The following is a 22,622-nucleotide window of genomic DNA, read 5'->3' as shown; positions in this document are numbered from 1 at the left end:
CGCGCGGGTAATCGCGAGGACTAGCGCGCGTAGTACTCCACGACGAGCTGCTCGTCGAAGGGCACCGGGACCTGCTCGCGCTTGGGGCGGTCCACGACCGCCACGCGCAGCTCCTTGTGGCTCACCGCGAGGTAGCCGGCGATCTTGTCGTCGGCGTGCACGCCCTCGGCGGCCTCCACGAACGGCACCATCTGGCGCGACTTCTCGCGGACGGCGATGACCTGGCCGGGCTTCACCTGGTAGGAGGGGATGTCGACCTTCTTGCCGTCCACGGTGATGTGGCCGTGGTTGATGAACTGGCGGGCCGCGTAGATCGACGGCGCCAGGCCGGCGCGGAGCACGACCGAGACGAGCCGCAGCTCCAGCTCGGCGATCAGCTCCTCACCCGTACGGCCGGGGCGCTTCTTGGCGTTCTCGTAGGCGCGGGCCAACTGCTTCTCGGACAGGTCGTAGTACCAGCGCAGGCGCTGCTTCTCCGCCTGGCGCACCGCGTAGTCGCTGCTGGAGCGCCGAACTCGGCGGCCGTGCTCACCCGGGGGGTAGGGCCGCTTCTCGAAGTAGCTGACCGCCTTACGGGTCAGCGGGATACCCGCGCGCCGGGACAACCGCACCTTAGGTCCGGTGTAGCGCATTAACGTCCTCCGTCTATGTGTCTCTTGCGAAAACGGGAATCCTAGGTAAGGCTTGCCTAAGTCTAGGAGGTGTCATGCGACAGCCCTGCCCGTCCGCGATCGAACGGGTCCGTTCCCTTGCCGCCACGGCGACCCCCACCGTGGCGACGTTGGCTGACTATCCCGGCACGCGTTTCAGCGTGCGCGGTGCGGTCGATCACGCCGGCCGCGTACTCCTGTGGGTGGCGGCCGACCACCCGCTGCGCGAGGCGCTGCGGGAGGGGCGGCAGGGTGACACCGGACCGGTGGTCGGGGTCGAACTGTCCGCGCTGCGTCGTGTGGGTCGCACCCCTACTGTACGCGCTCGGCTGTGGTGCCAGGGCAGGGCGGGTGCGGTCCCCCTCCGCGAGCGGCGCGACGCGGCCCTGGCGGTGTGGGAGCGCGACCCCGACGAGGAGCTGCTGGCGGCGCTGCCCGCGCCCGGCCCCTCCCCCGCCGAGGCGGCCCCGCTGCTGGTCCGGGTGGCGCCCAGCACCGTCGTCTACCACACCTACGACGCCATGGGCGTGGTCGAGGGCCCGGCCTACCTGGCCGCGCGCGCCGATCCGCTGGCCCGCCCCGCCGAGGACATCCTGGCCCGGGTCAACGACCGCTACCGCGACGAACTCGCCGCGGCCGCCGCCGCGCTGCCGGGTGCGCCGCGCGGCGCGGCGTGGCTGTGGGAGCTGGACGCCCACGGGGCCACGGTGTGGGTGAACCCGTTCTCGGGCGCCGACCCGGTGCTGGTGCGGGTGCCCTGGAGCGCACCGGCGGGCGCGCCCTGCCAACTGGAGCGCGCGGTGTTCGACTTCTTGGCCGGCGGCGCCGAGCGCGCGGGCGCGGCCCCCGCCGAGGCGGCCGCGCCGGCCGAGGGGCCCGCCGGGCGCCGGGGCTGCACCCGGCGCCGGCGCGGCTGAGCCCGGCCCCGGCACGATCGCGGGCGGTCGCCGGGGCCGATGCCGGGACCGGGCACCCGGAAGGGGCCCCCGCGCGGAGGCCCCCGATGCGGCTGGTGCGGCTAGGACAGGTGCGGCTTGATCGCCCGCGCGCTGTCCTCGCCGTAGGAGGCGGTGACCTTGTCGAGCAGGCTCGCGGCGGTCAGCTCGTACTCCTGGGGGCCGTTGACCTCCAGGCAGTGCACGGCCACGGCGTTGCCGACCTGGGCGGCGTGCTCCAGGGACAGGCCCCACGAGACGCCCGCGAGGAAGCCCGCGCGGAAGGCGTCGCCCACGCCGGTGGGGTCGACCTTCTCGCCGACGGCGGCGGCGGGCACGGCGATCGAGGGCTCACCGCGCCGGTCGATCCGCACGCCCTTGGCGCCCAGCGTGGTGACGCGGGTCCGCACGCGGGCGAGGATGTCGTCGTCGCTCCAGCCGGTCTTCTGCTCGCAGAGCGCCTTCTCGTACTCGTTGGTGAAGAGGTAGTCGGCGCCCTCGATGAGCCGGCGGACGTCGGCGCCCTCCATGAACGCCAACTGCTGGGAGGGGTCGGCGGCGAAGGCGATGCCGCGCTCGCGGCACTCGTCGCTGTGCCGGATCATCGCGCCGGGGTCGTTGGCGCTGACGAGCACGAGGTCGAACCCGCCCGCGCGCTCGGCCAGCGGCTGGAGTTCGATGTTGCGGGCCTCGGCCATGGCGCCGGCGTAGAAGGAGGCGATCTGGTTGTGGTCGCGGTCGGTGGTGCACACGAACCGGGCCGTGTGGCGCAGCTCGGAGATGTGCACGCCGGAGGTGTCGACGCCGTGGCGGTCCAGCCAGGCGCGGTACTCGTCGAAGTCGGTGCCGGCGGCCCCCACCAGGTAGGGCCGCAGGCCCAGCGCGCCCATGGCGAAGCAGATGTTGGGGCCGCAGCCGCCGCGGCGGATCTCCAGCTCGTCGACCAGGAAGGACAGCGACACCTGTTCGAGCTGGTCGGCGATGAGTTGTTCGGAGAAGCGTCCCTCGAAGGTCATCAGATGGTCGGAGGCAATCGATCCGGTAACCGCGATGCGCACTGCGGAGGGCTCCTTGAGTCGGGAGACGGGACGGGGCTTAAGCCTACAGAGCCGCCCCGGCGGCGTCTGCGGGCCCCGAGCGCGGCGGAGCCGGCGCACGCGAAAGGGTCCGCGCGCCCCTCGGGCGCGCGGACCCCTGCCGCATCGAGGGCGCCGGCCCGGCGGGGCGCGGCGCTCGACCCCCCTTAGTTGAAGGAGTCGCCGCAGGCGCAGGAGCCCGTGGCGTTGGGGTTGTCGATGGTGAAGCCCTGCTTCTCGATGGTGTCGACGAAGTCGATGGTGGCGCCCATGAGGTAGGGGGCGCTCATGCGGTCGGTGACGACCTCGACGCCGGAGAAGTCGGCGACGACGTCGCCGTCCAGCTCACGCTCGTCGAAGAAAAGCTGGTAGCGGAGCCCGGAGCAGCCCCCCGGCTGCACGGCGACACGCAGCCGAAGATCGTCGCGGCCTTCCTGCTCCAGGAGGCCCTTGACCTTGCTCGCCGCCTCGTCCGTCAGGATGATGCCCTGCGCGGGGGCTTCGCTCTGAACCGTCATCTGCTAGCTCCTCCGTTGTTTCGACCCATTCCGAGCCACACGTGTCAACGCGCGGGCCGCTTCGCGCATTCCTGGGCGCGGGGTCGTGGCGCGCTCTCCTGTTTTCCCCCAGCTTAGGTGCTCATGCGCACGCTGGCCATCATGAGTGCCCGCGCTCACGCCCCGCCGGGGGTGCGCGGGCGCGCGCCGCCCCAGCGCCGGGCGACCGCCGCGGCCAGCCGGGTCAGCTCCTCGGCCGGGCGGCGCAGGGCCGCCTCGGTGGAGCCGGCGGACTCCACCAGCGCGTAGGTCTCGGTGATGCCGGCGGCGGCGGCCTCCTTGCGGCCCACCGACACCACGCCGGCGGTCACCACGCAGGGCACGCCCTGGTCGGCGGCGGCGCGGGCGACCCCGTGGGGCAGCTTGCCGCGCAGCGACTGGCCGTCGAAGGAGCCCTCGCCGGTGATCACCAGGTCGGCGGTGGCGACGTCGTCGGCCAGGCCGACCGCGTCCAGCACCCGTGCCACCCCCGACTCCACGGTGCCGCCCAGCAGCAGCAGGCCGTAGCCCAGACCGCCGGCGGCGCCCGCGCCGGGCGCCTCGCGCAGGCCGCCGGGGTCGGTCGCGTCGGCGAAGGCGGTGAGGGCGGCGTCCAGACGCTGCACCGCGTCGGGGTCGGCGCCCTTCTGCGGGCCGAACACGGCGCTGGCGCCGTTGATGCCCAGCAGCGGGTTGTCCACGTCGGTGGCGGCCACCAGGCGGACGCCGCGCACGGCGGCGCGGGCGGCGGCCAGGTCCACCGGACCCTCCAGCGCGGCCAGCGGGCCGCCGCCGGCGCCCAGGCCCGGCGCGGGATGCGCGCCCAGGGCGGCGAGCATGCCGGCGCCGCCGTCGTTGGTGGCGCTGCCGCCCAGGCCCACGACCACGGTGTCGGCTCCGGCCGCCACCGCCGCGGCGATCAGCTCGCCCACCCCCAGGGTGGTGGTGCGGGCGGGGTCGCGCGCCTCGGCGGGCACCAGGTGCAGACCGCAGGCGTGCGCGCTCTCGATGTAGGCGGTGGTGCCGGCGAGCAGGTAGCGGGCGGGCACGGGCGCGCCAAGGGGGCCGGTGACCTCCAGGTCGGCGACGGTGCCGCCCAGGGCGGCGTGCAGCACCTCGACGAACCCGGGGCCGCCGTCGGAGAGCGGCAGCAGCCGGGTGTCGGCGTCGGGGTCGACGGTGTGCCAGCCGTCGGCGATGGCCTGGGCGGCCTCGACGGCGGTGAGGGTTCCGGCGAACTTGTCCGGGGCGATGACGATACGCACGATGTCAGTGTGCCCTGTCCGGTGCGGGCACCCGCGGGCGGGGACCGTGCGGGCGGGCCGGCCGGGCGGCGGCCGGGCAGGTCACAGGCCGGGGGCGCCGTAGACGGGGAACCAGCGGGACTTGTCCTTCTCGACGGGCAGGTCGGCGCCCAGGGCGGCCTCCACCTGAAGCTCCAGGGCGTTGTCGCGGCGCTGGCCGGGCAGCGGCGCGAACGGGTAGAAGGTGCCGCGCTTGTAGAGGTAGACGAGGGCGACGCGGCGGCCGGCGGCGTCGGCGAAGGCCACCAGCGAGCACAGCAGCGAGGGGCCGAACCCGGCGGACTCCAGCGAGGTGTTGACGGCGTGGACGTCGGTGACCAGGCCGCTGATGTCGGCGGAGGCGGCGGCCTCGGGTCCGGCGCGCAGCACCAGCCAGGTGTAGCCGTACTCGTCGGCGGCGGGCTCGACGGCCGGGCCGTCGTCGGCGTTGAGCAGGTCGGTGATGTCGCGCTGGAGGTCGGCGAAGGCGCGGCCCTCGGCGGCGCGGAAGGCGACCGACCCGGTGCCGGTGGGCGCGAACCCGGCGCCGGCGCGCAGGGTGACGGCGGCCGAGGGCAGCGCGAACAGCGCGTCGAGGTCGGGCTTGGCCGGCTTGGAGCGGCCCAGCAGGGCGCGCAGGAAGCTCATGTGGGCGGGTCCTCCCGTGGTCGGCCGGTGGTGCGGGCGCGGCGGGCGCGGCTCAGGCGCCGGTGCCCAACTGCCGGGAGATGTCGGCGAGCTGGGCGAGGCGGCGCTCGATGGGCGGGTGGGTGGCGAACAGTTGGCTGAGGCTGAAGCCCTTGCCGCCCACCGCCGGGGTGAAGAAGAAGGCGTTGAACGGCTCGGCGCGGCGCAGGTCGCTGGTGGGGATGCGGGCCATGTCGCCGTTGATCTTGGTGAGGGCGCTGCCCAGCGCCGAGGGCCGGCCGGTGAGGTAGGCGGCGGCGCGGTCGGCCGACAGCTCGCGGTAGCGCGACAGCACCCGGGTCAGCAGGAAGCTCAGCGCCCACACCACGGCGCTGACCAGTACCACCAGCAGCGCGACGACTGCGGGCGCCGGGCCGTTGTTGTTGCCGCGCGAGCCGCCGGTGACCATGGCGAAGCGCAGCCCCATCTGGGTGAGGAACCCGGCGACGATCCCGAGGAACCCGGCGATGGTCATGACCATGACGTCGCGGTGGGCCACGTGGGACAGCTCGTGGGCGATGACCGCCTCCAGTTCGGCGGTGTCCAGGCGGCGCAGCAGGCCGGTGGTGGTGCACACCACGGCGTTCCTCCGGTTGTGGCCGGTGGCGAAGGCGTTGGGGACGTCGGTGCGGGCGACGGCGACCTTGGGCTTGGGCATGTCGGCCATGGCGCACAGGCGGTCGACGACCGCGTGGAGTTCGGGGGCCTCGGCCGGGGAGACCTCGCGGGCGCCCATGGAGAACATGGCGATCTTGTCGGAGGTGAAGTACTGGAGGACGGCGAAGCCGACCACCACCAGCACCAGCAGGACCACGGGCATGCCCACGAGGTAGAGGGCGATGACGAACGCCACGTAGAGGATGCCCAGCAGCGCCATCGTGGCGACCATGCGGGTGGTCAGCCCGCGGTCGGGGATGAATCTGGAACCAGCCACAGCGGGACCCCTCCGTCCGCGAGGTCGACGCCTGGGTCGCGGACTCCTTGGCAGTGTAGTCGCCGCAGGTGAACGGGGGCGCACCGGCCGTCGGCGGCGCGGTGCGCGGCGGGCCGGGGCGCGCGGGGCGGCCCGCAACGGCACCGAGGCCGCCGCGCGGTGCGCGGCGGCCTTCGGAGAGCGGCTGCCGGGGGCGGCGCCGGGTCAGGGCGCTGCCGGGCGATCAGGTGAGGTCGGGGATGAGGCCGTCGTCGCCGAGCATGTCGCGGACCTCGTCCATGCTGGCGTCGGCGGGGGGAAGGATGAACTCCGAGGGCTCCAGCGACTCGGGGGGCAGCGGCTTGCCGTCCTGGCGGACCCGCTCCAGCAGGTCGTGCAGGGCCTTGCGGAAGGTGTCCTCGCTGCCGGACTCGATCGCCTCTTCGAGGGTGCGGTCGAACTGGTTGAGGAGGTCGAGGTCGGCGTCGCCGAGGTCCAACTGGCCCTCGCCCATGATGCGGACGATCACGAGCCCTCCCCCTGGCGGTAGGGCTGGATCTGGCTGCCGTTGCCGGCGGATCCCCCGGCGCGGGAGTCGCCCTCCTCGATCTGGGGGGTGGCCCCGCCGGAGCCGCTGCCCTGGCCCAGCTCGCGCTTCATGCGCTCCAGCTCCAGCTCGACGCCGCTGGTGCTGGCCATGCGGTCCAGCTCGGCCTGGATGTCGTCCTTGGAGGAGCCGCTGACGTCGTCGAGGGCGCCCGAGGCGAGGAGTTCGTCGACCGCGCCGGCGCGGGCCTGCATCTGGGCGGTCTTGTCCTCGGCGCGCTGGATGGCCAGGCCGACGTCGCCCATCTCCTCGGAGATGCCGGAGAACGCCTCGCTGATCTGGGTCTGGGCCTGGGCGGCGGTGTAGGTGGCCTTGATGGTCTCCTTGCGGGTGCGGAAGGAGTCGACCTTGGCCTGGAGCCGCTGGGCGGCGAGGGTGAGCTTCTGCTCCTCGCCCTGGAGCTGCTCGTGCTGCTGCTTGAGGCTGTCGATCTGGGACTGGAGCCCGGAGCGGCGGGTGAGGGCCTCGCGGGCGAGGTCCTCGCGGCCGGCCTGGAGGGCCGAGCGGCTCTGGTTCTCCAGCTTGCCGGACTGCTGCTCCAGTTGCTGGACCTGCAACTCGACGCGCTTGCGGGAGGTGGCGACGTCAGCGACGCCGCGGCGGACCTTTTGCAGCAGCTCAAGCTGCTTCTGGTAGGAGTAGTCGAGGGTTTCGCGCGGGTCCTCGACGGAGTCCAGTGCCCGGTTGGCCTTGGACTTGAAGATCATGGAAAGTCGCTGAAACACGCTCATCGGCGTGGCCGTCCCCTTCTCGGTCCGTAAATCGGCTGTTCCCGGCGGGCGCTGCATCCAACCCTACGCGCTCGGGCGTGGGGTCGCCATGAAGCTCGGACCGGCTACTCTGGAAGACGTGTTCCGACGTCGCTCCGTTCCCGCATCCGAAGATACGGCCGCGCCCGGCTCTGCCACCGCTGAGGCCACCCAACCTAAGGGATATACCCCGAAGAAGGGTGCGCCCACTCCCAAGCGGCGCGAGGCCGAGAAAGCGCTGCGCCGCCCGCTGAACGCGCCGCAGACCCGCCGCGAGGCCTACCGGCAGTACCGCGAGCGCCAGCAGCGCGAGGCCCAGCGCACCGCCCAGCGCGGTGGCGCCGCCAAGGGCGAGGAGCGCCACTTCCGGCCCCAGGACCTCGGCCCGGTGCGCGCCTACGCCCGCGACGTCGTGGACTCCCGGCGCAGCGTCAGCGAGTTCTTCCTCTACTTCTCGCTGGCCATCATCGCGCTGCTGTTCCTGCCGTTCCCGCAGATCAACCTCGCGGTCACCTACGTGGTGTGGCCGGCCATGATGGTCACGATCCTGGCCGAGGGCATCTTCGTGGGCAACCGCGTCAAGCGCCGGGCGCGCGAACTGTTCCCCGACGACCCCACCGTGCGCGGCGCGGGCATGTACGCCGCCATGCGCCAGCTCCAGGTCCGCCGGCTGCGGCTGCCCAAGCCCCGGGTCAAGCCCGGCCAGGCGGTGCCCGAACCCACCCGCTGAGCGCCGGGCGGGCCGCCTGTCCGCCGCCCCGCGTCCTCTCCCCTTCTCCCTCTTCTCTCCCTCTTCCCCCCGCTTCCGCCGCCCGTGCCGCAGCATCCGCCCGGGCGGCGCTTTCACGCCGCCCCCGTGTCGCCCCGGCCGCACCGCCGCGGGCTAGGGTGCTGCCATGGAATTCCGGCATCTGGGCAGCAGTGGTCTCGTCGTCAGCGAGATCTCCTACGGCAACTGGATCACCCACGGTTCGCAGGTCGAGGAGGACGCCGCCGTCGCGTGCGTGCACGCCGCGCTGGAGGAGGGCATCACCACCTTCGACACCGCCGACGTCTACGCGCAGGGCCGCGCCGAGGAGGTCCTCGGCCGGGCGCTGAAGGACCAGCGGCGCGACGGCGTCGAGATCTTCTCCAAGGTCTACTGGCCGGTCGGCGAGGGCCGCAACGACCGCGGCCTGTCCCGCAAGCACATCATCCGGGGCGCCGAGGCGTCCCTGCGCCGGCTGGGCACCGACTACCTCGACCTCTACCAGGCGCACCGCTTCGACTACGAGACCCCGCTGGAGGAGACCCTGCGGGCGTTCGACGACCTCGTGCGCCAGGGCAAGGTCCTCTACATCGGCGTCTCGGAGTGGCGCGCCGAGGAGATCGAGCGCGCGCTGAAGATCGCCGACGAGATGGGGCTGGACCGCATCGTGTCCAACCAGCCGCAGTACAACATGCTGTGGCGGGTCATCGAGTCGGAGGTCGTGCCGGTCTGCGAGCGCGCCGGCATGGGCCAGGTCGTGTTCTCGCCCATCGCCCAGGGCGTGCTCACCGGCAAGTACCGCCCCGGCCAGGAGCCGCCGGCGGGGTCGCGCGCCACCGACGCCACCGGCGGGCAGTTCCTCAACCGGCGCGGCCTGCTGGAGGACGCCCTGCTGGAGCGCGTGCAGCGGCTGGCGCCCCTGGCCGAGGAGGCGGGGCTGTCGCTGGCCCAGCTCGCGGTGGCCTGGGTCCTCCAGAACGACAACGTGGCCTCGGCGATCATCGGCGCCTCCCGCCCCGAGCAGGTGCGCGACAACGCCGGCGCGGCGGGCAAGCGCCTCGACGCCGACCTGATGCGCCGCATCGACGAGGTCCTGGGCGACAGCGTGCAGCGCGACCCGGCGCTGACGGTCAGCCCGTCGAAGCGGCCCTAGCGAGCGCCGAGCGCGGCCGGTCGCGGGGCGGGGGGGGGGGGGGGCGGCGCCCCCCCCCCCCCCCCCCCCCCCGCCGCGCCTCAGGCGGGTTCGTCCAGGCTCATGGAGTACACCGCGCGGTCGTCCTCGACCAGCGTGACGCGGCCCGCCCCGCCCTCGACCAGGCTCCGCCAGTTCTCCCCGAGCCAGCTCTCGGCGTCGCCCCGCGAGGAGAACAGCTCGCCGGGCAGCGACCCGTCGTCCAGCGCCTCGCCGTGCTCCGTCTCATACCGCCAGCTCCAGGCCATGGGCCACCCTTTCGTCGGTGTGCGCGGCCGGCGCCGCCCGCTGCGGGGCTCGGGCCGGACCCCCTGTGGGAACTTTGAGGATAGGCCGCCGCCCGCCGCCGGCCCGGCACGGGCACCCCGGCGCCGGTGCGGGCGGCCGCGCAAGCGCCCACCCGCGCGCCCGGTGCGCGCGCCCGCGCGGGGGCCTTCCGGGGGCGCGGACCCCCGCGCGGCCTGCGCGGACCGCGCGCGCGGTCGGAGCGGCCGCTGCCCGCCATGCTGTTAACTGGCCAGCGTGCGAATCCGTCTCTCGGGCACCTCCGGCCCCGCCGGATGGCCCGCGCCCCAGTGCCGCTGCGCCTCCTGCAACCGGGCGGCGGAGAACCGGCGCGCCCCCGTCCGGATCGCGGTGGACAACGCGCTGGTCCTGCGTGACCCCGCCGCCGGACCGGTCTCCCCCGCCCCCGCCGGCTACACCGTCGCCCGCACGCCCTACGGCACCCTCGTCGAGGGGCCCGGCGGCGGCCGGCTGCTGTACGCGCGCCCCGACGCCCCGGCCGACCCGCCGCCTAAGGCCGCGCCCGACGGCGCGGACCCCGAGGGCGGCGGCTCCGCCTCCCCCGCGCCGGGCGGGGGCGCGCCCGCCCACCGCGTGGACCTGGCGATCGTGGACGCCGGGGAGTCCCCCGCCGCCATCGGCGCGCTGCGCCGGGCCGGCGTGGTCGGCGCCACCACCGCCGTGGTCGCGGTCGGCGGCGACCACCGGGTGCACTCCCCCGCCGAGTTCGAGCGCCGCGCCCGGCTGTGGGGCGCCCTGTGCCCCTCCGACGGCCAGGAGCTGTGGTGCCCGCCGGCGGCCTGGCCGCCCGAACGGGTGCGCGGCCCCCACCGCGTGCTGGTCACCGGCGGCGCCCGCTCGGGCAAGTCCGCCGAGGCCGAGCGGCGCCTGCTGGGCGAGCCCGAGGTCACCTACCTGGCCACGGGGCCTTCGCCCGAGGCCGAGGACGCGGCGTGGGCGCGCCGCGTCGCCGAGCACCGCGCCCGCCGCCCGTCGTGGTGGAGGACCGAGGAGACCCCCGACGCCGCCGCCGTGCTGCGCCGCGCCGAGGGCGCGGTGCTGTTCGACTGCGTGGGCACCTGGCTGGCCGCCGCCATGGACGCCTGCGGGATGTGGGACGAGCCCGCGCCCGCCGGCGCCGAGGACGCCCTGGCCGGGCGCGTGGCCGACCTGGTGGCGGCCTGGCGCGGGTGCCCGGCGCTGGTGGTGGCGGTCACCAACGAGGTGGGCTCGGGCGTGGTGCCGCCCACCGTGTCGGGCAACGTGTTCCGCGACTGGCTGGGGCGGCTGAACCAACTGCTGGCGGCGGAGTCGGAGCAGGTGGTGCTGGCGACGGCCGGCCGCGTGCTGGAACTGCCGTGACCGGTGCCGGAGCCGGGGGCCGGGGTGCGGGGAGCGGCGGCGGGGACGAGGACGGCGGCGCGGCGGCCCGGCCGGGCCGCCGCCTGCCGCGCGACCTCCTCGACGGGCTGCGGATGTCGGCGGGCACGCTGACGGCGGTGCCGGTGGGGCCGGGCCGCGTCGACCGCGCGGTGGCGGGGTGGGCCATGGCGCTGGCCCCGCTGGTGGGCGCCGGGCTGGGGCTGGCGGCGGCGCTGGTGCTGCTGGCGGCCCGGGCGCTGGGGCTGCCGGGGCTGCTCGCGGCGGCGCTGGCGGTGGGCGCGCTGGCGCTGCTCACCCGGGGCCTGCACTTGGACGGGCTGGCCGACCTCGCCGACGGCCTGGGCAGCGGCCGGCCCGCCGAGGGCGCTCTGGAGGTGATGCGCCGCTCCGACATCGGCCCGTTCGGGGTGGTCACCCTGGTGCTGGTGCTGCTGGTGCAGGTGGCGGCCCTGGGCGGGATCGTCGCGGCGTCGCCGGCGGCAGGCGCCGGTGCCGTGGTGGCCGCCGTTGTCGCCGGACGCCTGGCGATCACCCTGGCGTGCGTGCCGGGGGTGCCGCCGGCGCGGCCGGAGGGGCTGGGCGCGTTCGTCGCCGGCACGGTGCCCCTCGGCGCGGCGGCGGGCGCGGGCGCGGGCGCGCTGGTGCTCGCCGCGCTGGCGGGCCTGGCGGCGGGCCCGGCCTTCGCCGCCGGCTGCGCGGCGGCGGTCGCCGCGGGCGCGGGTGCGGGCGTCCTGCTGCTGCGCCGCGCCCGGCGCCGCCTGGGCGGGATCACCGGCGACGTGCTGGGCGCGCTGGCCGAGACGGCGGCCACGGCGGCCCTGGTGGCGGCCGCCGTCGCCGCCTGAGCGCGACCGGCCCACCGATCCACCCGGCCGACCGGCTCCGGCTGTGAACCCGGGCGGGCCGCCACCGCCGCCCGCGCGGCCGCCGGACGTGAGAGGCGCACCCGCCGGACTCGCGTCCGGGCCGCTCAGCGGGGGTGGGCCGGGCACACGCGGCGCCCGGCGGACCCTCGGGGCGTTCTGTCGGCATCGTCACAATTTTTCACACCACGCCGCGCCGACCGGCCGCTGAGCTGGGCTCACGGCGGGGAGGCGGGCGCGGCGCCGGGCGAACACGCCGCCGCCGGCGCGCCGGTGCGGCGGCGACCAGCGCGATCCCCGCCGCGCCGGGAGTGGCAAAGACCGCCGTGTTCGTGACCGGGACGGATGTCGGGGCCCGGTACGCCGAGAAGTTCGGCCGCTTTTCGCCGCGCACGCAACTTGTGGGGATCTTCGCCGTGTATGCGCACACGCCGTGGGCAGCGTGCCGGGCGGGACGTCACAAGGGCTAGCATCAGGGGCGTGAGCACGTCGTTGTCAGTAATCACGGAATCCCCCAGTTCGCTCGACGTCGACGCGGTGGTGGTCGGCTACCATGCGGCGGCGTCCGACGCTCCCCAGCCCGCGTCGGGCGCTCACGACGTCGAGGCCGCCTTCCCCGGCGGCCTCTCCCGGGCGCTGGCGCTGCTGGGCGCCCGCGGTGCCGCCGAGGAGGTGCACACCGTCCCCACGCTCGGCGCCATCACGGCGCCCGTGGTGATCGCGGTGGGCCTGGGCGACGCCCCCGCCGAGGGCGCGGGGGTCGATCCCGACACCCTCGCGCGCGCCGCCGGCGCGGCGCTGCGCGCCCGCGGGCGCGACCACGCCCGGGTGGCCGTCGCGCTGCCCGCCGACACCGCCGAACGCGCCCAGGCCGCCGCGCTGGGGGCGCTGCTGGGCGACTACGCCTACACCCGCTACCGCACCGGCGAGGGCACCCGCTCCCCCGCCGATGACATCCGCGTCGTCTCCGCCGCCGAGGGCGCCCAGGCCGCCGTGAAGCGCGCGGGCACCATCGCCGGCGCCGTGAACCTCGCCCGCGACCTCGTCAACACCGCGCCGGTGGACCTCGTGCCCGAGGACCTCGCCGCGATCGCCGAGCAGGTCGCCCGCGACAACGGCCTGGCCGTGGAGGTCCTGGACGAGGCCGCGCTGCACGAGGGCGGTTACGGTGGCCTCATCGGCGTCGGCCAGGGCTCGGACAATCCGCCGCGCCTGGTGCGCCTGGCCTACTCCCACCCCGAGGCCACCCGCACGGTGGCGTTCGTGGGCAAGGGCATCACCTTCGACTCCGGCGGCCTGTCGCTCAAGCCGGCCGGGTCCATGGACTGGATGAAGTCCGACATGGGCGGTGCCGCCGCGGTGCTGGGCGCCATGAGCGCCATCGCCCAACTCGGCCCGGCCGTCAACGCCGTCGGCTACCTCGCCATCGCCGAGAACATGCCCGGCGGCGGCGCCCAGCGCCCCTCCGACGTGATCACCATCTACGGCGGCCGCACGGTCGAGGTCCTCAACACCGACGCCGAGGGGCGCCTGGTGATGGCCGACGCGCTGGTGCGCGCCCACGAGGACGACCCCGACCTGATCGTGGACGTCGCCACCCTCACCGGCGCCCAGCTCGTGGCCCTGGGTACCCGCGTCTTCGCCGTGATGGCCAACGACGACTCCGTGCGCGAGGACGTCGTGGCCGCCGCCGGGGCCGCCGGGGAGCCCGCCTGGCCCATGCCGCTGCCCGCCGAGCTGCGCTCGGGCCTGGACTCCGCCGTGGCCGACATCGCCAACATCTCCGGCGAGCGCTGGGGCGGCATGCTCACCGCGGGGGTGTTCCTCAAGGAGTTCATCGCCGAGGGCGTCCGCTGGGCGCACCTGGACATCGCGGGCCCGGCGTTCAACCAGGGCGGACCCCACGGCTACACCCCCAAGGGCGGCACGGGGGCCGCCACCCGCACCCTGGTGCGGATCGCCGAGAACCTGGCGGCCGACCGGGACTGACCCGCGGCCGGGCGGGAGCGCCCGACCGACCGCGCACAGAGAAAGACCGACTGCGGCCGGGCGGGACACGCGCCGGGTCGCGCGGACGCGTCAGACCAGACGAACACGACCATCCACATCAAGGAGTGTCCTTCCCGTGAGTGACAACGGCGGCACCTTCGACCTGCTGATCCTGGGCGCCGGCAGCGGCGGCTACGCCGCCGCCATCCGCGCCTCCGAGCTGGGCATGAAGGTCGGCCTGATCGAGAAAGACAAGCTCGGGGGCACCTGCCTGCACGTCGGCTGCATCCCCACGAAGGCGCTGCTGCACTCGGCCGAGGTCGCCGACGCCGCCCGCGACAGCGACACCTTCGGCGTCAAGGCCGCCTTCGAGGGCGTCGACATGGCCGGCGTCAACGCCTACAAGGACAAGGTCGTCAGCCGCATGTTCCGCGGGCTGACCGGCCTGATCAAGGCCCACGGCATCACCGTGATCGAGGGCGAGGGCAAGCTCACCGGCCCCGACGAGGTCACCGTCGACGGCACCGCCTACAAGGGCACCAACATCCTGCTGGCCACCGGCTCCAAGCCCAAGACCCTGGGTCTGGAGATCGACGGCGAGAAGATCATCACCAGCGAGCACGCGCTCCGCCTGGACCGCGTCCCCAAGTCGGTCGTCGTCCTGGGCGGCGGCGTCATCGGCGTGGAGTTCGCCAGCGTGTGGCGCTCCTACGGCGCCGAGGTCACCATCGTGGAGGCCCTGCCGCACCTGGTGCCGATCGAGGAGGAGTCCTCCTCCAAGCAGCTTGAGCGCGCCTTCCGCAAGCGCGGCATCAAGTACGAGCTGGGCACCCCGTTCGAGAGCGTCAAGACCACCGACTCCGGCGTCAGCGTCACCCTGAAGGGCGGCAAGACCCTGGAGGCCGAGACCATGCTCGTGGCCATCGGCCGCGCGCCGGTCTCCGAGGGCCTGGGCTATGAGGAGCAGGGCATCCGGCTGGAGCGCGGGTTCGTCAAGGTCGACGAGAACCTGCACACCGGCGTCGGCAACATCTACGCCGTGGGCGACCTGATCCCCACCCTCCAACTGGCCCACGTCGGGTTCGCCGAGGGCATCTACGTCGCCGAGCAACTGGCCGGCCTCAACCCGCCGGCCATCGACTACGACGGCGTCCCGCGCATCACCTACTGCGAGCCCGAGGTCGCCTCGGTCGGCCTGACCTCCACGGCCGCCAAGGAGCGCGGCTACGAGATCGTGGAGCAGGACTACAACCTGGGCGGCAACGGCAAGAGCCAGATCCTCCAGACCCAGGGCTCGGTGAAGGTCATCGCCCAGAAGGACGGCCCCGTGCTGGGCGTGCACATGGTCGGCAGCCGCGTGGGCGAGCTGACCGCCGAGGCCCAGCTCATCTACAACTGGGAGGCGCTGCCCGCGGAGGTCGCGCAGCTCATCCACCCGCACCCGACCCAGTCCGAGGCGCTGGGCGAGGCGCACCTCGCACTGGCCGGAAAGCCGCTGCACGTCCACGAGTGACGCGCCCGCGGGGCGGGGAGGACCCCGCCCCGCTTTCGCGTCCCCGCGTTTCGCACGTCCATCTAAGAGGAACCCATGCCGACTTCCGTTTCAATGCCCGCCCTGGGCGAAAGCGTCACCGAGGGCACCGTCACCCAGTGGCTGAAGAAGGAGGGCGACACCGTCGCGGTCGACGAGCCCCTCCTGGAGGTCTCGACCGACAAGGTCGACACCGAGATCCCGTCGCCTGTCGCGGGCGTGCTGAGCAAGATCCTCGTCGCCGAGGACGAGACCGTGGAGATCGGCGCGGAGATCGCGGTCATCAGCGGTGAGGGCGAGGACGCCGGGGCCGGCGCCGAGGACACCGCCGAGCCCGCCGAAGCCGCCGAGGCGCCCGCCGCCGAGCAGTCCGAGGAGGCCGCCGCCGCCGAGGAGCCCCAGGCCCAGGAGCCGGAGTCCGACCCGGCCGAGAGCGCGGCGCCCCAGCAGGCCGCCACCGAGCCCGCCCCGGAGCCCGAGCCCGAGCCCGCCGCCCCGGCCCCCTCCCCCCGCCCCAGCCGCGAGGACGTCACCCCGCCGGTCGACGTCGAGACCCTCAGCGGCACCGGCCGCGCCTCGGGCACCGACGCGGTCACCGAGTCCTACGTGACCCCGCTGGTGCGCAAGCTCGCCGCCCAGGAGGGCGTTGACCTCAGCCAGGTGCAGGGCACCGGCGTGGGCGGGCGCATCCGCAAGCAGGACGTCCAGGAGGCCGCGCGCCGCCGCCGCGAGGCCGCCTCGGCTCCCGCCGCCTCCGCCGCGCAGCAGCCCGCCCGCACGCCCGCGCGCCGCCCGGTGGCCGACACCACGCTGCGCGGCCGCACCGAGACCATGTCGCGGCTGCGCCAGACCATCGCCGACCAGATGGCGGAGTCGCAGAAGATCTCGGCCGAGGTCACCCAGGTGATCGAGGTCGACGTCACCAACATCGCCCGGCTGCGCGAGCGCGCCGCCGAGCAGTTCGAGGCCCGCGAGGGCGTGGAGCTGGGCTTCTTCCCGTTCTTCGCGCTGGCCACGGTCGAGGCGCTCAAGGCCCACCCCAAGCTCAACGCGGTGATCGACAGCGCCAAGTACGAGGTCACCTACCACAGCATCGAGAACCTGGGCATCTCGGTCGACACCGAGCCCGGCCTGCTGGTGCCGGTCGTCAAGGACGCCGGCGACCTCAACCTGGGCGGCCTGGCCCGCAAGATCGCCGACCTGACCGAGCGCGCGCACACCGGCGACCTCAGCCCCGACGAGCTGAGCGGCGGCACGTTCACCCTCGCCGACACCGGCGAGGTCGGCGCGCTGTTCAACACCCCGGTCATCAACCAGCCGCAGGTGGGCATCCTCAGCACCGGCGCGGTCGTCAAGCGGCCCGTCGTGGTCGAGGACCCCGACCTCGGCGAGGTGATCGCGGTGCGCTCGATGATGTACCTCGCGCTGACCCACGACCACCGGCTCATCGACAGCGCCGACGCCGCGCGGTTCCTGGCCGACGTGCGCGAGCGCCTGGAAGAGGGCGACTTCGAGTCGGAGCTGGGCCTGGCCTAGCGCCCGGGTGCGGGCGGCCCCGGCCGCCCGCACCGGGTCCCGCCGCGCGCGGCGCGGCGGCGAAAGGCAGCGGGGCGGTATCCGGTCACCCGGGTACCGCCCCGCCTTTTACCCCACCATTCACCATCCCCCTGGTGATCCCCATCACCAAAGGTCTGTGGTCGGCGGACGCCACGAAAGGACGCCGCCTGAAACCCCAGAACTCCCAGGCCGTTACGAGGAGTCCCGTGTTCCTGACTCAAAGGTATGGCCCCGCGGCACCCCGCGCAGCCGTTTGGCGGAATTCGGCCCGTGATTCCGCGGAAAAACCGGTCCCCGCCGGACGGGCGCGCCCGGCGGACCGTCCCACGAGCCGTCCGGGGGGCCGCCGCGAGGGCTGCCCGGCGGCCGCCGCGGCGCCCGGCCGGGACGGCGGCGCGGCCCGCGCGCGGCACCGCGCGGAGGGGTGCGCGGGGCGACGCGTGGACGGGCGCGCGGGCCGGTGCCGGACCGGCGCGGAACACCTTGCCACCGCGGCTTATTCCCGTCCGCCGGAGGCGCCGGGAGGTGCCCTAGGCGACATCGCCCGGCCCGATGGCGGGGCATAAGGTGGGATGTATGAGTGAGCTCGTCTTCGCCCGCCTCGGCGACACTCCCGTGCCCTACAACGAGGGCTGGGACCTGCAAAAGCGGGTGCACGCCGACCGGGTCGCCGACCTCGTTCCCGACACCGTGCTCGTGCTGGAGCACGAACCCGTCTACACCGCGGGCAAGCGCACGGGACCCTGGGACCGCCCCGCCACCGACCCCGGCGCCCCCATCGTCGACATCGACCGCGGCGGCAGGCTCACCTGGCACGGCCCCGGGCAGGTCACGGTCTACCCCATCGTCCGGCTGCCCGACCCCATCGACGTCGTGGCCTACGTCCGCATGCTGGAGGAGGCCGTCATCCGCACCATCGGGGAGTTCGGCCTGGCCGGCCTGCGCGTCGAGGGCCGCACCGGGGTGTGGCTGGCGGCCGACCCCGAACGCGACCTGCCCGAGCGCAAGATCGCCGCGATCGGCTGCCGTATCGCGCGCGGCGTGGGCATGCACGGCTTCGCGCTGAACTGCGCCAACGACCTGAGCTGGTTCGACCGCATCATCCCGTGCGGCATCACCGACGCCGGCGTCACCTCGCTCAGCCGCGAACTGGGCCGCGAGGTCACCGTGGCCGAGGTCGTGCCGCTGGTCGAGCGCCACCTGGCGGCGGTGCTGGGCGCCGACCGCGTCCGCCACCACCAGGGCGCGCCCGAGCCCGCCGCGCCGGCCGCGCTCGCCCAGACCTGAGCGCCCGCGCCCCGCCCGCCACCGTTTCGCCCCACGAGGGTCGCAGGAAAGGAACCGCGTTGACCATCGCGCCAGAGGGCCGCAAGCTGCTGCGGATCGAGGCCCGCAACAGCCAGACGCCCATCGAGAGGAAGCCGCCCTGGATCAAGATCAAGGCGAGGATGGGCCCGGAGTACTCCGAGCTGCACTCCCTGGTCAAGCGCGAAGGGCTGCACACCGTCTGCCAGGAGGCCGGCTGCCCCAACATCTACGAGTGCTGGGAGGACCGCGAGGCCACGTTCCTCATCGGCGGCGACCAGTGCACGCGCCGGTGCGACTTCTGCCAGATCGCCACGGGCAAGCCCAGCCCGATGGACCGCCTCGAACCCACCAAGGTCGCCAACTCGGTCCGCACCATGGGGCTGCGCTACGCCACCGTCACCGGTGTGGCGCGCGACGACCTGGACGACGGCGGCGCCTGGCTGTACGCCGAGACCGTCCGCAAGATCCACGAGCTCAACCCCGGCACCGGCGTGGAGCTGCTGATCCCCGACTTCAACGCCGACCCCGACCAGCTCGCCGAGGTGTTCGGGTCGCGGCCGGAGGTTTTGGCGCACAACGTCGAGACCGTGCCGCGGATCTTCAAGCGCATCCGCCCCGGGTTCCGCTACGAGCGGTCGCTGGAGGTCATCACCAAGGCCCGCGCCGCCGGACTGGTCACCAAGTCCAACCTGATCCTGGGCATGGGCGAGGAGCGCCACGAGATCACCGAGGCCATGCGCGACCTCCACGAGGCCGGCTGCGACCTGCTGACCATCACCCAGTACCTGCGGCCCTCCAAGCTGCACCACCCCATCGACCGGTGGGCCAAGCCCGAGGAGTTCGTGGAACTGGCGGCCGAGGCCGAGGAGATCGGCTTCGCGGGCGTGATGTCGGGGCCGCTGGTGCGGTCCTCCTACCGCGCCGGGCGCCTGTACCAGCAGGCGGTCGACAAGCGGGCCGAGGCGGCGCGCTAGCCGGGCGGCCCCCTGCATCCGTGACCAACCTGAGACGGCGGCCGGGCGGCCGCCGTTTCACGTTGGCCCGGGTGGTGGCCATATGCTGAAGGCGGACGGTCAGGCGGTCCGGCTTTGGCCGCCGCCGGGGCCGTCCGAAAAGCGCGGCCCCCGCGCGGCGGCGCTCGCGCGCCGACCCGCGCGGTCGCACCGCCCCATCCGTTCGACCGAGGAGGAGGACAGGCAGAGCAGGAGGTTGCCCCCTTCGGTGCAGCGCCGGCGCACCCTGCCTGGAAAGACGATGGCGAAGAAGCCCAAGGACACCACGGCCACCGCGAGCGGCTCGGGCGGCGCCCGCGGCAGCGGCGGCGGCGCCGAGAAGCCCCCCGGCCGCCTCAAGCAGATCGGCATGGTCGCCCGGGTGGTGCACCAGCAGAGCCCCCGGAGCATCCCGCTCGCGGTCGGCATCTTCGTGGTGCTGGTGGCGCTGGCGGTCCTGGGCGGTTTCCTCTTCGGCGGCTGGCTGTACTGGCTGACGCTGGGCATCCCGGTGGCCTTCCTCGCCGGGTTCATCTACTTCACCCGGTCGGCGCAGCGCGTGCAGTACCAGATGCTCGACGGCCGGCTGGGCGCCGCCATGGCGGTGCTGGACAACATGCGCGGCGACTGGACCACCGAGCCGGGCGTGGGCGCCACCCGCCAGATGGACGTCGTGCACCGCGCGGTGGGCCGTCCGGGCGTGGTGCTGGTCGGCGAGGGCGACCCCGCGCGGGTGCGCGGGCTGATCGCCGCCGAGAAGAAGCGGGTGTCGCGGGTCGCCTACAACACCCCCATCTACGACGTGCACGTGGGCGGCGGCGACAAGCAGGTGCGCATCGCCGACCTCCAGCGCCACCTGCTCAAGCTGCCGCGCAACCTGGACAAGGCCGAGGTCGCCGAACTCCGCTACCGGCTCAAGGCGCTGCCGCCGGCCGTGCAGATGCCCAAGGGGCCCATCCCCAAGGGCGTGCGGATGCCCAAGGGCCCCAAGGCCCAGGGCGGGCGCTGAGGCGCCGCACCGGGTCGGAAGATCCGCCGGAACACGCATCGCGGGCCGCGTCCCTTCGGGGGCGCGGCCCGCGCCGTGTCGGGGGCTGGAGGCGGCGGGCGCGCGGGGCTAGAGGCGGCGGGTGATGGTGCCGGCCACGCGATCGTGCAGGCCGCGGTGGTCGCGGTCGTAGACCACGGCCGGGATCACCAGGCACAGCAGCAGTGTGCGGACGGCCATGGCCACCGGCCAGGGCAGCGGCCGGTCGCCGGTGGCGGCGACCTCCACGCCCGCGATGCGCTTGCCCAGGGTGGTGCCGAACAGGGTGAGCAGCGCGATGCTGTAGATGGCGAAGACCAGCAGCGCCAGCCAGGAGGCGGTGGCCGAGGCGGCGGGGTCGCCGGGGGCGCCGCCGGCCAGGGCCGAGGCCACCAGCAGGCACAGCAGCCAGTCCAGCAGCAGGCCCAGGAGCCTGCGGCCGACACCGGGGACCGATCCGGGGCCGTGCTCGGGCATGCCGAGCCGGTTGCCGCGGTAGCGGAACTGCGCGTCCTGGGGTGCGCCTGTCGTGTCGCCCATGGTCACAACCGTATCGGTGCGGTAGGCGGATTACGGTCGGGGTAGGGGTGTGCGGCACGGTGTCCACGCCACCGCCCGTGTGTCCGGTTTCACCGCCAAGCGTGCGCGCATGCGCTGTAGGCAGGGAAAACACCGGTCTCCGTAACGCCCAAGAAACATTCGAGACACGGACCGGAAATCGCCCGCTCCTAGCGTCGTTGCCGTAGCCGGGAGGTTGCGATGTTTGGGTAGGGTTCCGCGACGATGCGGGCAGCCGGCCGCGCCTCTTTCACCTGCACGGAGGTAAGTCTTGTTCAGCAGTGCCGAAGAGCTTTTGGCCTTCGCCCGCAACGAGGGCATCCAGTTTCTCGATGTCCGTTTCACCGACCTGTTCGGGGCGACGCACCACTTCACGCTCCCCATCGAGAACGTCGACGAGGGGACCTTCGACGAGGGCCTGATGTTCGACGGCTCGTCGATCCGCGGGTTCCAGGCCATCCACGAGTCCGACATGCTGCTGCTGCCGGACGTCACCTCGGCGGTCGTGGACCGGTTCCGCGAGCACCCCACGCTGAACGTCACGTTCTTCGTGCACGACCCCTTCACCCGCGAGTCCTACAGCCGCGACCCCCGCAACGTCGCCCGCAAGGCCGAGGCGTACCTGACCTCGACCGGGATCGCCGACACCGTGTTCTTCGGTCCCGAGGCCGAGTTCTACATCTTCGACGACGTCCGGTTCCAGACCCAGGAGAACGCCAGCTACTACTACATCGACTCCGTCGAGGGCGCCTGGAACACCGGCACCCGCAACGGCGAGTCCAACCTGGGCTACCGGCCGCGCTACAAGGGCGGCTACTTCCCGGTCGAGCCGGTCGACCACTACAGCGACCTGCGCTCGACCATGGTGCGCAACCTGATCGACGCCGGCATCAAGGTCGAGATCCAGCACCACGAGGTCGGCACCGCCGGCCAGGCCGAGATCGACTTCCGGTTCGACACCCTGCTCAAGAGCGCCGACAGCGTGCAGCTCTACAAGTACATCGTGAAGAACACCGCCTACCAGGCGGGCAAGTCGGTCACCTTCATGCCCAAGCCGGTCTTCGGCGACAACGGCTCGGGCATGCACTGCCACCAGAGCCTGTGGAAGGACGGCGCCCCGCTGTTCTTCGACGAGTCGGGCTACGCCCAGCTCTCCGACACCGCGCGCTACTACATCGGCGGCCTGCTCAAGCACGCCCCCGCGCTGCTGGCGTTCACCAACCCGACCATCAACTCCTACCACCGCCTGGTGCCCGGCTTCGAGGCCCCGGTCAACCTGGTGTACTCCCAGCGCAACCGCTCGGCGTGCATCCGCATCCCGCTGACCGGCTCCAACCCCAAGGCCAAGCGCCTGGAGTTCCGGGTGCCCGACCCCTCGGCCAACCCCTACCTCGCGTTCGCCGCGATGCTGATGGCCGGGATCGACGGCATCAAGAACAAGATCGAGCCGCCGGAGCCGGTCGACAAGGACCTCTACGAGTTGCCCCCGGCCGAGGCCGAGGCCATCGAGAAGGTCCCGGCGTCGCTGGACGCCGCCCTGGAGGCCTTGGAGGCCGACCACGAGTTCCTGCTTGAGGGCGGGGTGTTCACCCAGGACCTCATCGAGACCTACGTGGACTACAAGCGCACCGAGGAGATCGACTCCCTGCGGCTGCGCCCGCACCCGCGCGAGTTCGAGCTGTACTACGACATCTAGGCGACATCCGGGCGCTTCGAGCGCTCGGACCGGCGCGCCCCCGCCCCGGGCGGGGGC

Annotated in this window: 22 protein-coding genes; 12 read left to right on the top strand and 10 right to left on the bottom strand. The window is 73.9% G+C overall.

Annotated elements, in window-relative coordinates; all coding sequences use genetic code 11:
* Positions 1-20: 20 nt before the first annotated feature.
* On the bottom strand, positions 21-632 hold the full coding sequence (rpsD, locus tag LG943_RS25545; protein WP_270074926.1) for a 30S ribosomal protein S4: 612 nt from the start codon (positions 630-632) through the stop codon (positions 21-23).
* Between the two features lie 149 nt (positions 633-781).
* On the opposite strand from rpsD, the gene LG943_RS25540 reads away from it, so the two are divergent.
* Entirely contained in the window at positions 782-1,567 is a 786-nt protein-coding gene (locus LG943_RS25540) for a DUF2470 domain-containing protein (RefSeq protein WP_270074925.1), read from the top strand.
* Between the two features lie 101 nt (positions 1,568-1,668).
* Here the strand turns inward: LG943_RS25540 and LG943_RS25535 are convergent, their stop codons facing one another.
* The 7 genes from LG943_RS25535 to LG943_RS25505 all read right to left on the bottom strand — a co-directional run bounded on the left by LG943_RS25535 (position 1,669) and on the right by LG943_RS25505 (position 7,418).
* Positions 1,669-2,643: a carbohydrate kinase family protein gene (locus tag LG943_RS25535; RefSeq protein ID WP_270074924.1), complete on the bottom strand. Its 975-nt coding sequence runs from the start codon at positions 2,641-2,643 to the stop codon at positions 1,669-1,671.
* Between the two features lie 185 nt (positions 2,644-2,828).
* Positions 2,829-3,179 carry an iron-sulfur cluster insertion protein ErpA gene (erpA, locus tag LG943_RS25530; protein WP_179766579.1) on the bottom strand — a complete coding sequence of 117 codons (351 nt, stop codon included), beginning with the start codon at positions 3,177-3,179 and terminating at the stop codon, positions 2,829-2,831.
* A 155-nt stretch (positions 3,180-3,334) separates the two neighbouring features.
* Positions 3,335-4,462, bottom strand: coding sequence for a glycerate kinase family protein (locus tag LG943_RS25525; RefSeq protein WP_270074923.1), 1,128 nt, complete (start codon positions 4,460-4,462; stop codon positions 3,335-3,337).
* Positions 4,463-4,543: 81 nt separating this feature from the next.
* On the bottom strand, positions 4,544-5,128 hold the full coding sequence (gene pspAB, locus LG943_RS25520) for a PspA-associated protein PspAB (protein ID WP_270074922.1): 585 nt from the start codon (positions 5,126-5,128) through the stop codon (positions 4,544-4,546).
* A 52-nt stretch (positions 5,129-5,180) separates the two neighbouring features.
* The gene (htpX, locus tag LG943_RS25515) at positions 5,181-6,101 is read right to left on the bottom strand and encodes a zinc metalloprotease HtpX (protein ID WP_270074921.1); all 921 of its coding nucleotides are present in this window, start codon (positions 6,099-6,101) and stop codon (positions 5,181-5,183) included.
* Positions 6,102-6,324: 223 nt separating this feature from the next.
* The gene (gene pspAA / locus LG943_RS25510) at positions 6,325-6,609 is read right to left on the bottom strand and encodes a PspA-associated protein PspAA (protein WP_270074920.1); all 285 of its coding nucleotides are present in this window, start codon (positions 6,607-6,609) and stop codon (positions 6,325-6,327) included.
* Positions 6,606-7,418: a PspA/IM30 family protein gene (locus LG943_RS25505; RefSeq protein ID WP_270074919.1), complete on the bottom strand. Its 813-nt coding sequence runs from the start codon at positions 7,416-7,418 to the stop codon at positions 6,606-6,608. The genes pspAA and LG943_RS25505 overlap by 4 nt, the downstream gene beginning before the upstream one ends.
* Before the next feature lie 118 nt (positions 7,419-7,536).
* Between LG943_RS25505 and LG943_RS25500 the strand changes: the two genes are divergently transcribed.
* Both LG943_RS25500 and LG943_RS25495 read left to right on the top strand, forming a co-directional pair.
* Positions 7,537-8,166 (top strand): DUF3043 domain-containing protein, encoded by a 630-nt coding sequence (locus tag LG943_RS25500; protein ID WP_270074918.1) that lies wholly within the window; start codon positions 7,537-7,539, stop codon positions 8,164-8,166.
* A gap of 166 nt (positions 8,167-8,332) precedes the next feature.
* Entirely contained in the window at positions 8,333-9,337 is a 1,005-nt protein-coding gene (locus tag LG943_RS25495; RefSeq protein WP_270074917.1) for an aldo/keto reductase family protein, read from the top strand.
* A gap of 80 nt (positions 9,338-9,417) precedes the next feature.
* Here LG943_RS25495 and LG943_RS25490 read toward each other — a convergent pair whose 3' ends face one another.
* Positions 9,418-9,624: a hypothetical protein gene (locus tag LG943_RS25490; RefSeq protein ID WP_270074916.1), complete on the bottom strand. Its 207-nt coding sequence runs from the start codon at positions 9,622-9,624 to the stop codon at positions 9,418-9,420.
* Between the two features lie 382 nt (positions 9,625-10,006).
* Between LG943_RS25490 and LG943_RS25485 the strand changes: the two genes are divergently transcribed.
* The 8 genes from LG943_RS25485 to LG943_RS25450 all read left to right on the top strand — a co-directional run bounded on the left by LG943_RS25485 (position 10,007) and on the right by LG943_RS25450 (position 20,293).
* Positions 10,007-11,023, top strand: a complete 1,017-nt coding sequence (locus tag LG943_RS25485; protein WP_270074933.1) for a bifunctional adenosylcobinamide kinase/adenosylcobinamide-phosphate guanylyltransferase — start codon at positions 10,007-10,009, stop codon at positions 11,021-11,023.
* A 113-nt stretch (positions 11,024-11,136) separates the two neighbouring features.
* A complete protein-coding gene (locus tag LG943_RS25480; RefSeq protein ID WP_270074932.1) occupies positions 11,137-11,889 on the top strand; it encodes an adenosylcobinamide-GDP ribazoletransferase in 753 nt (250 codons plus the stop codon).
* A 498-nt stretch (positions 11,890-12,387) separates the two neighbouring features.
* Positions 12,388-13,896: a leucyl aminopeptidase gene (locus LG943_RS25475; protein WP_270074915.1), complete on the top strand. Its 1,509-nt coding sequence runs from the start codon at positions 12,388-12,390 to the stop codon at positions 13,894-13,896.
* Between the two features lie 136 nt (positions 13,897-14,032).
* Positions 14,033-15,409: a dihydrolipoyl dehydrogenase gene (gene lpdA, locus LG943_RS25470; RefSeq protein ID WP_270074914.1), complete on the top strand. Its 1,377-nt coding sequence runs from the start codon at positions 14,033-14,035 to the stop codon at positions 15,407-15,409.
* 93 nt (positions 15,410-15,502) lie between these two features.
* A complete protein-coding gene (gene sucB / locus LG943_RS25465; RefSeq protein WP_270074931.1) occupies positions 15,503-16,963 on the top strand; it encodes a 2-oxoglutarate dehydrogenase, E2 component, dihydrolipoamide succinyltransferase in 1,461 nt (486 codons plus the stop codon).
* A 597-nt stretch (positions 16,964-17,560) separates the two neighbouring features.
* On the top strand, positions 17,561-18,271 hold the full coding sequence (gene lipB / locus LG943_RS25460; RefSeq protein ID WP_270074913.1) for a lipoyl(octanoyl) transferase LipB: 711 nt from the start codon (positions 17,561-17,563) through the stop codon (positions 18,269-18,271).
* 59 nt (positions 18,272-18,330) lie between these two features.
* The gene (gene lipA, locus LG943_RS25455) at positions 18,331-19,266 is read left to right on the top strand and encodes a lipoyl synthase (RefSeq protein WP_270074912.1); all 936 of its coding nucleotides are present in this window, start codon (positions 18,331-18,333) and stop codon (positions 19,264-19,266) included.
* Between the two features lie 280 nt (positions 19,267-19,546).
* On the top strand, positions 19,547-20,293 hold the full coding sequence (locus tag LG943_RS25450) for a DUF4191 domain-containing protein (RefSeq protein WP_270074911.1): 747 nt from the start codon (positions 19,547-19,549) through the stop codon (positions 20,291-20,293).
* 108 nt (positions 20,294-20,401) lie between these two features.
* Here the strand turns inward: LG943_RS25450 and LG943_RS25445 are convergent, their stop codons facing one another.
* Positions 20,402-20,851, bottom strand: coding sequence for an RDD family protein (locus LG943_RS25445; protein ID WP_270074910.1), 450 nt, complete (start codon positions 20,849-20,851; stop codon positions 20,402-20,404).
* Positions 20,852-21,140: 289 nt separating this feature from the next.
* On the opposite strand from LG943_RS25445, the gene glnA reads away from it, so the two are divergent.
* Positions 21,141-22,565 carry a type I glutamate--ammonia ligase gene (gene glnA, locus LG943_RS25440; protein WP_270074909.1) on the top strand — a complete coding sequence of 475 codons (1,425 nt, stop codon included), beginning with the start codon at positions 21,141-21,143 and terminating at the stop codon, positions 22,563-22,565.
* The last annotated feature ends 57 nt before the right edge of the window (positions 22,566-22,622 follow it).

Origin of the sequence: Streptomonospora mangrovi, from assembly GCF_027604915.1 — a bacterium.
Classification (GTDB): domain Bacteria; phylum Actinomycetota; class Actinomycetes; order Streptosporangiales; family Streptosporangiaceae; genus Streptomonospora; species Streptomonospora mangrovi.
The sequence above is the reverse complement of the archived record's forward strand: the minus strand, read 5'-3'. Positions and strand labels throughout refer to the sequence as shown.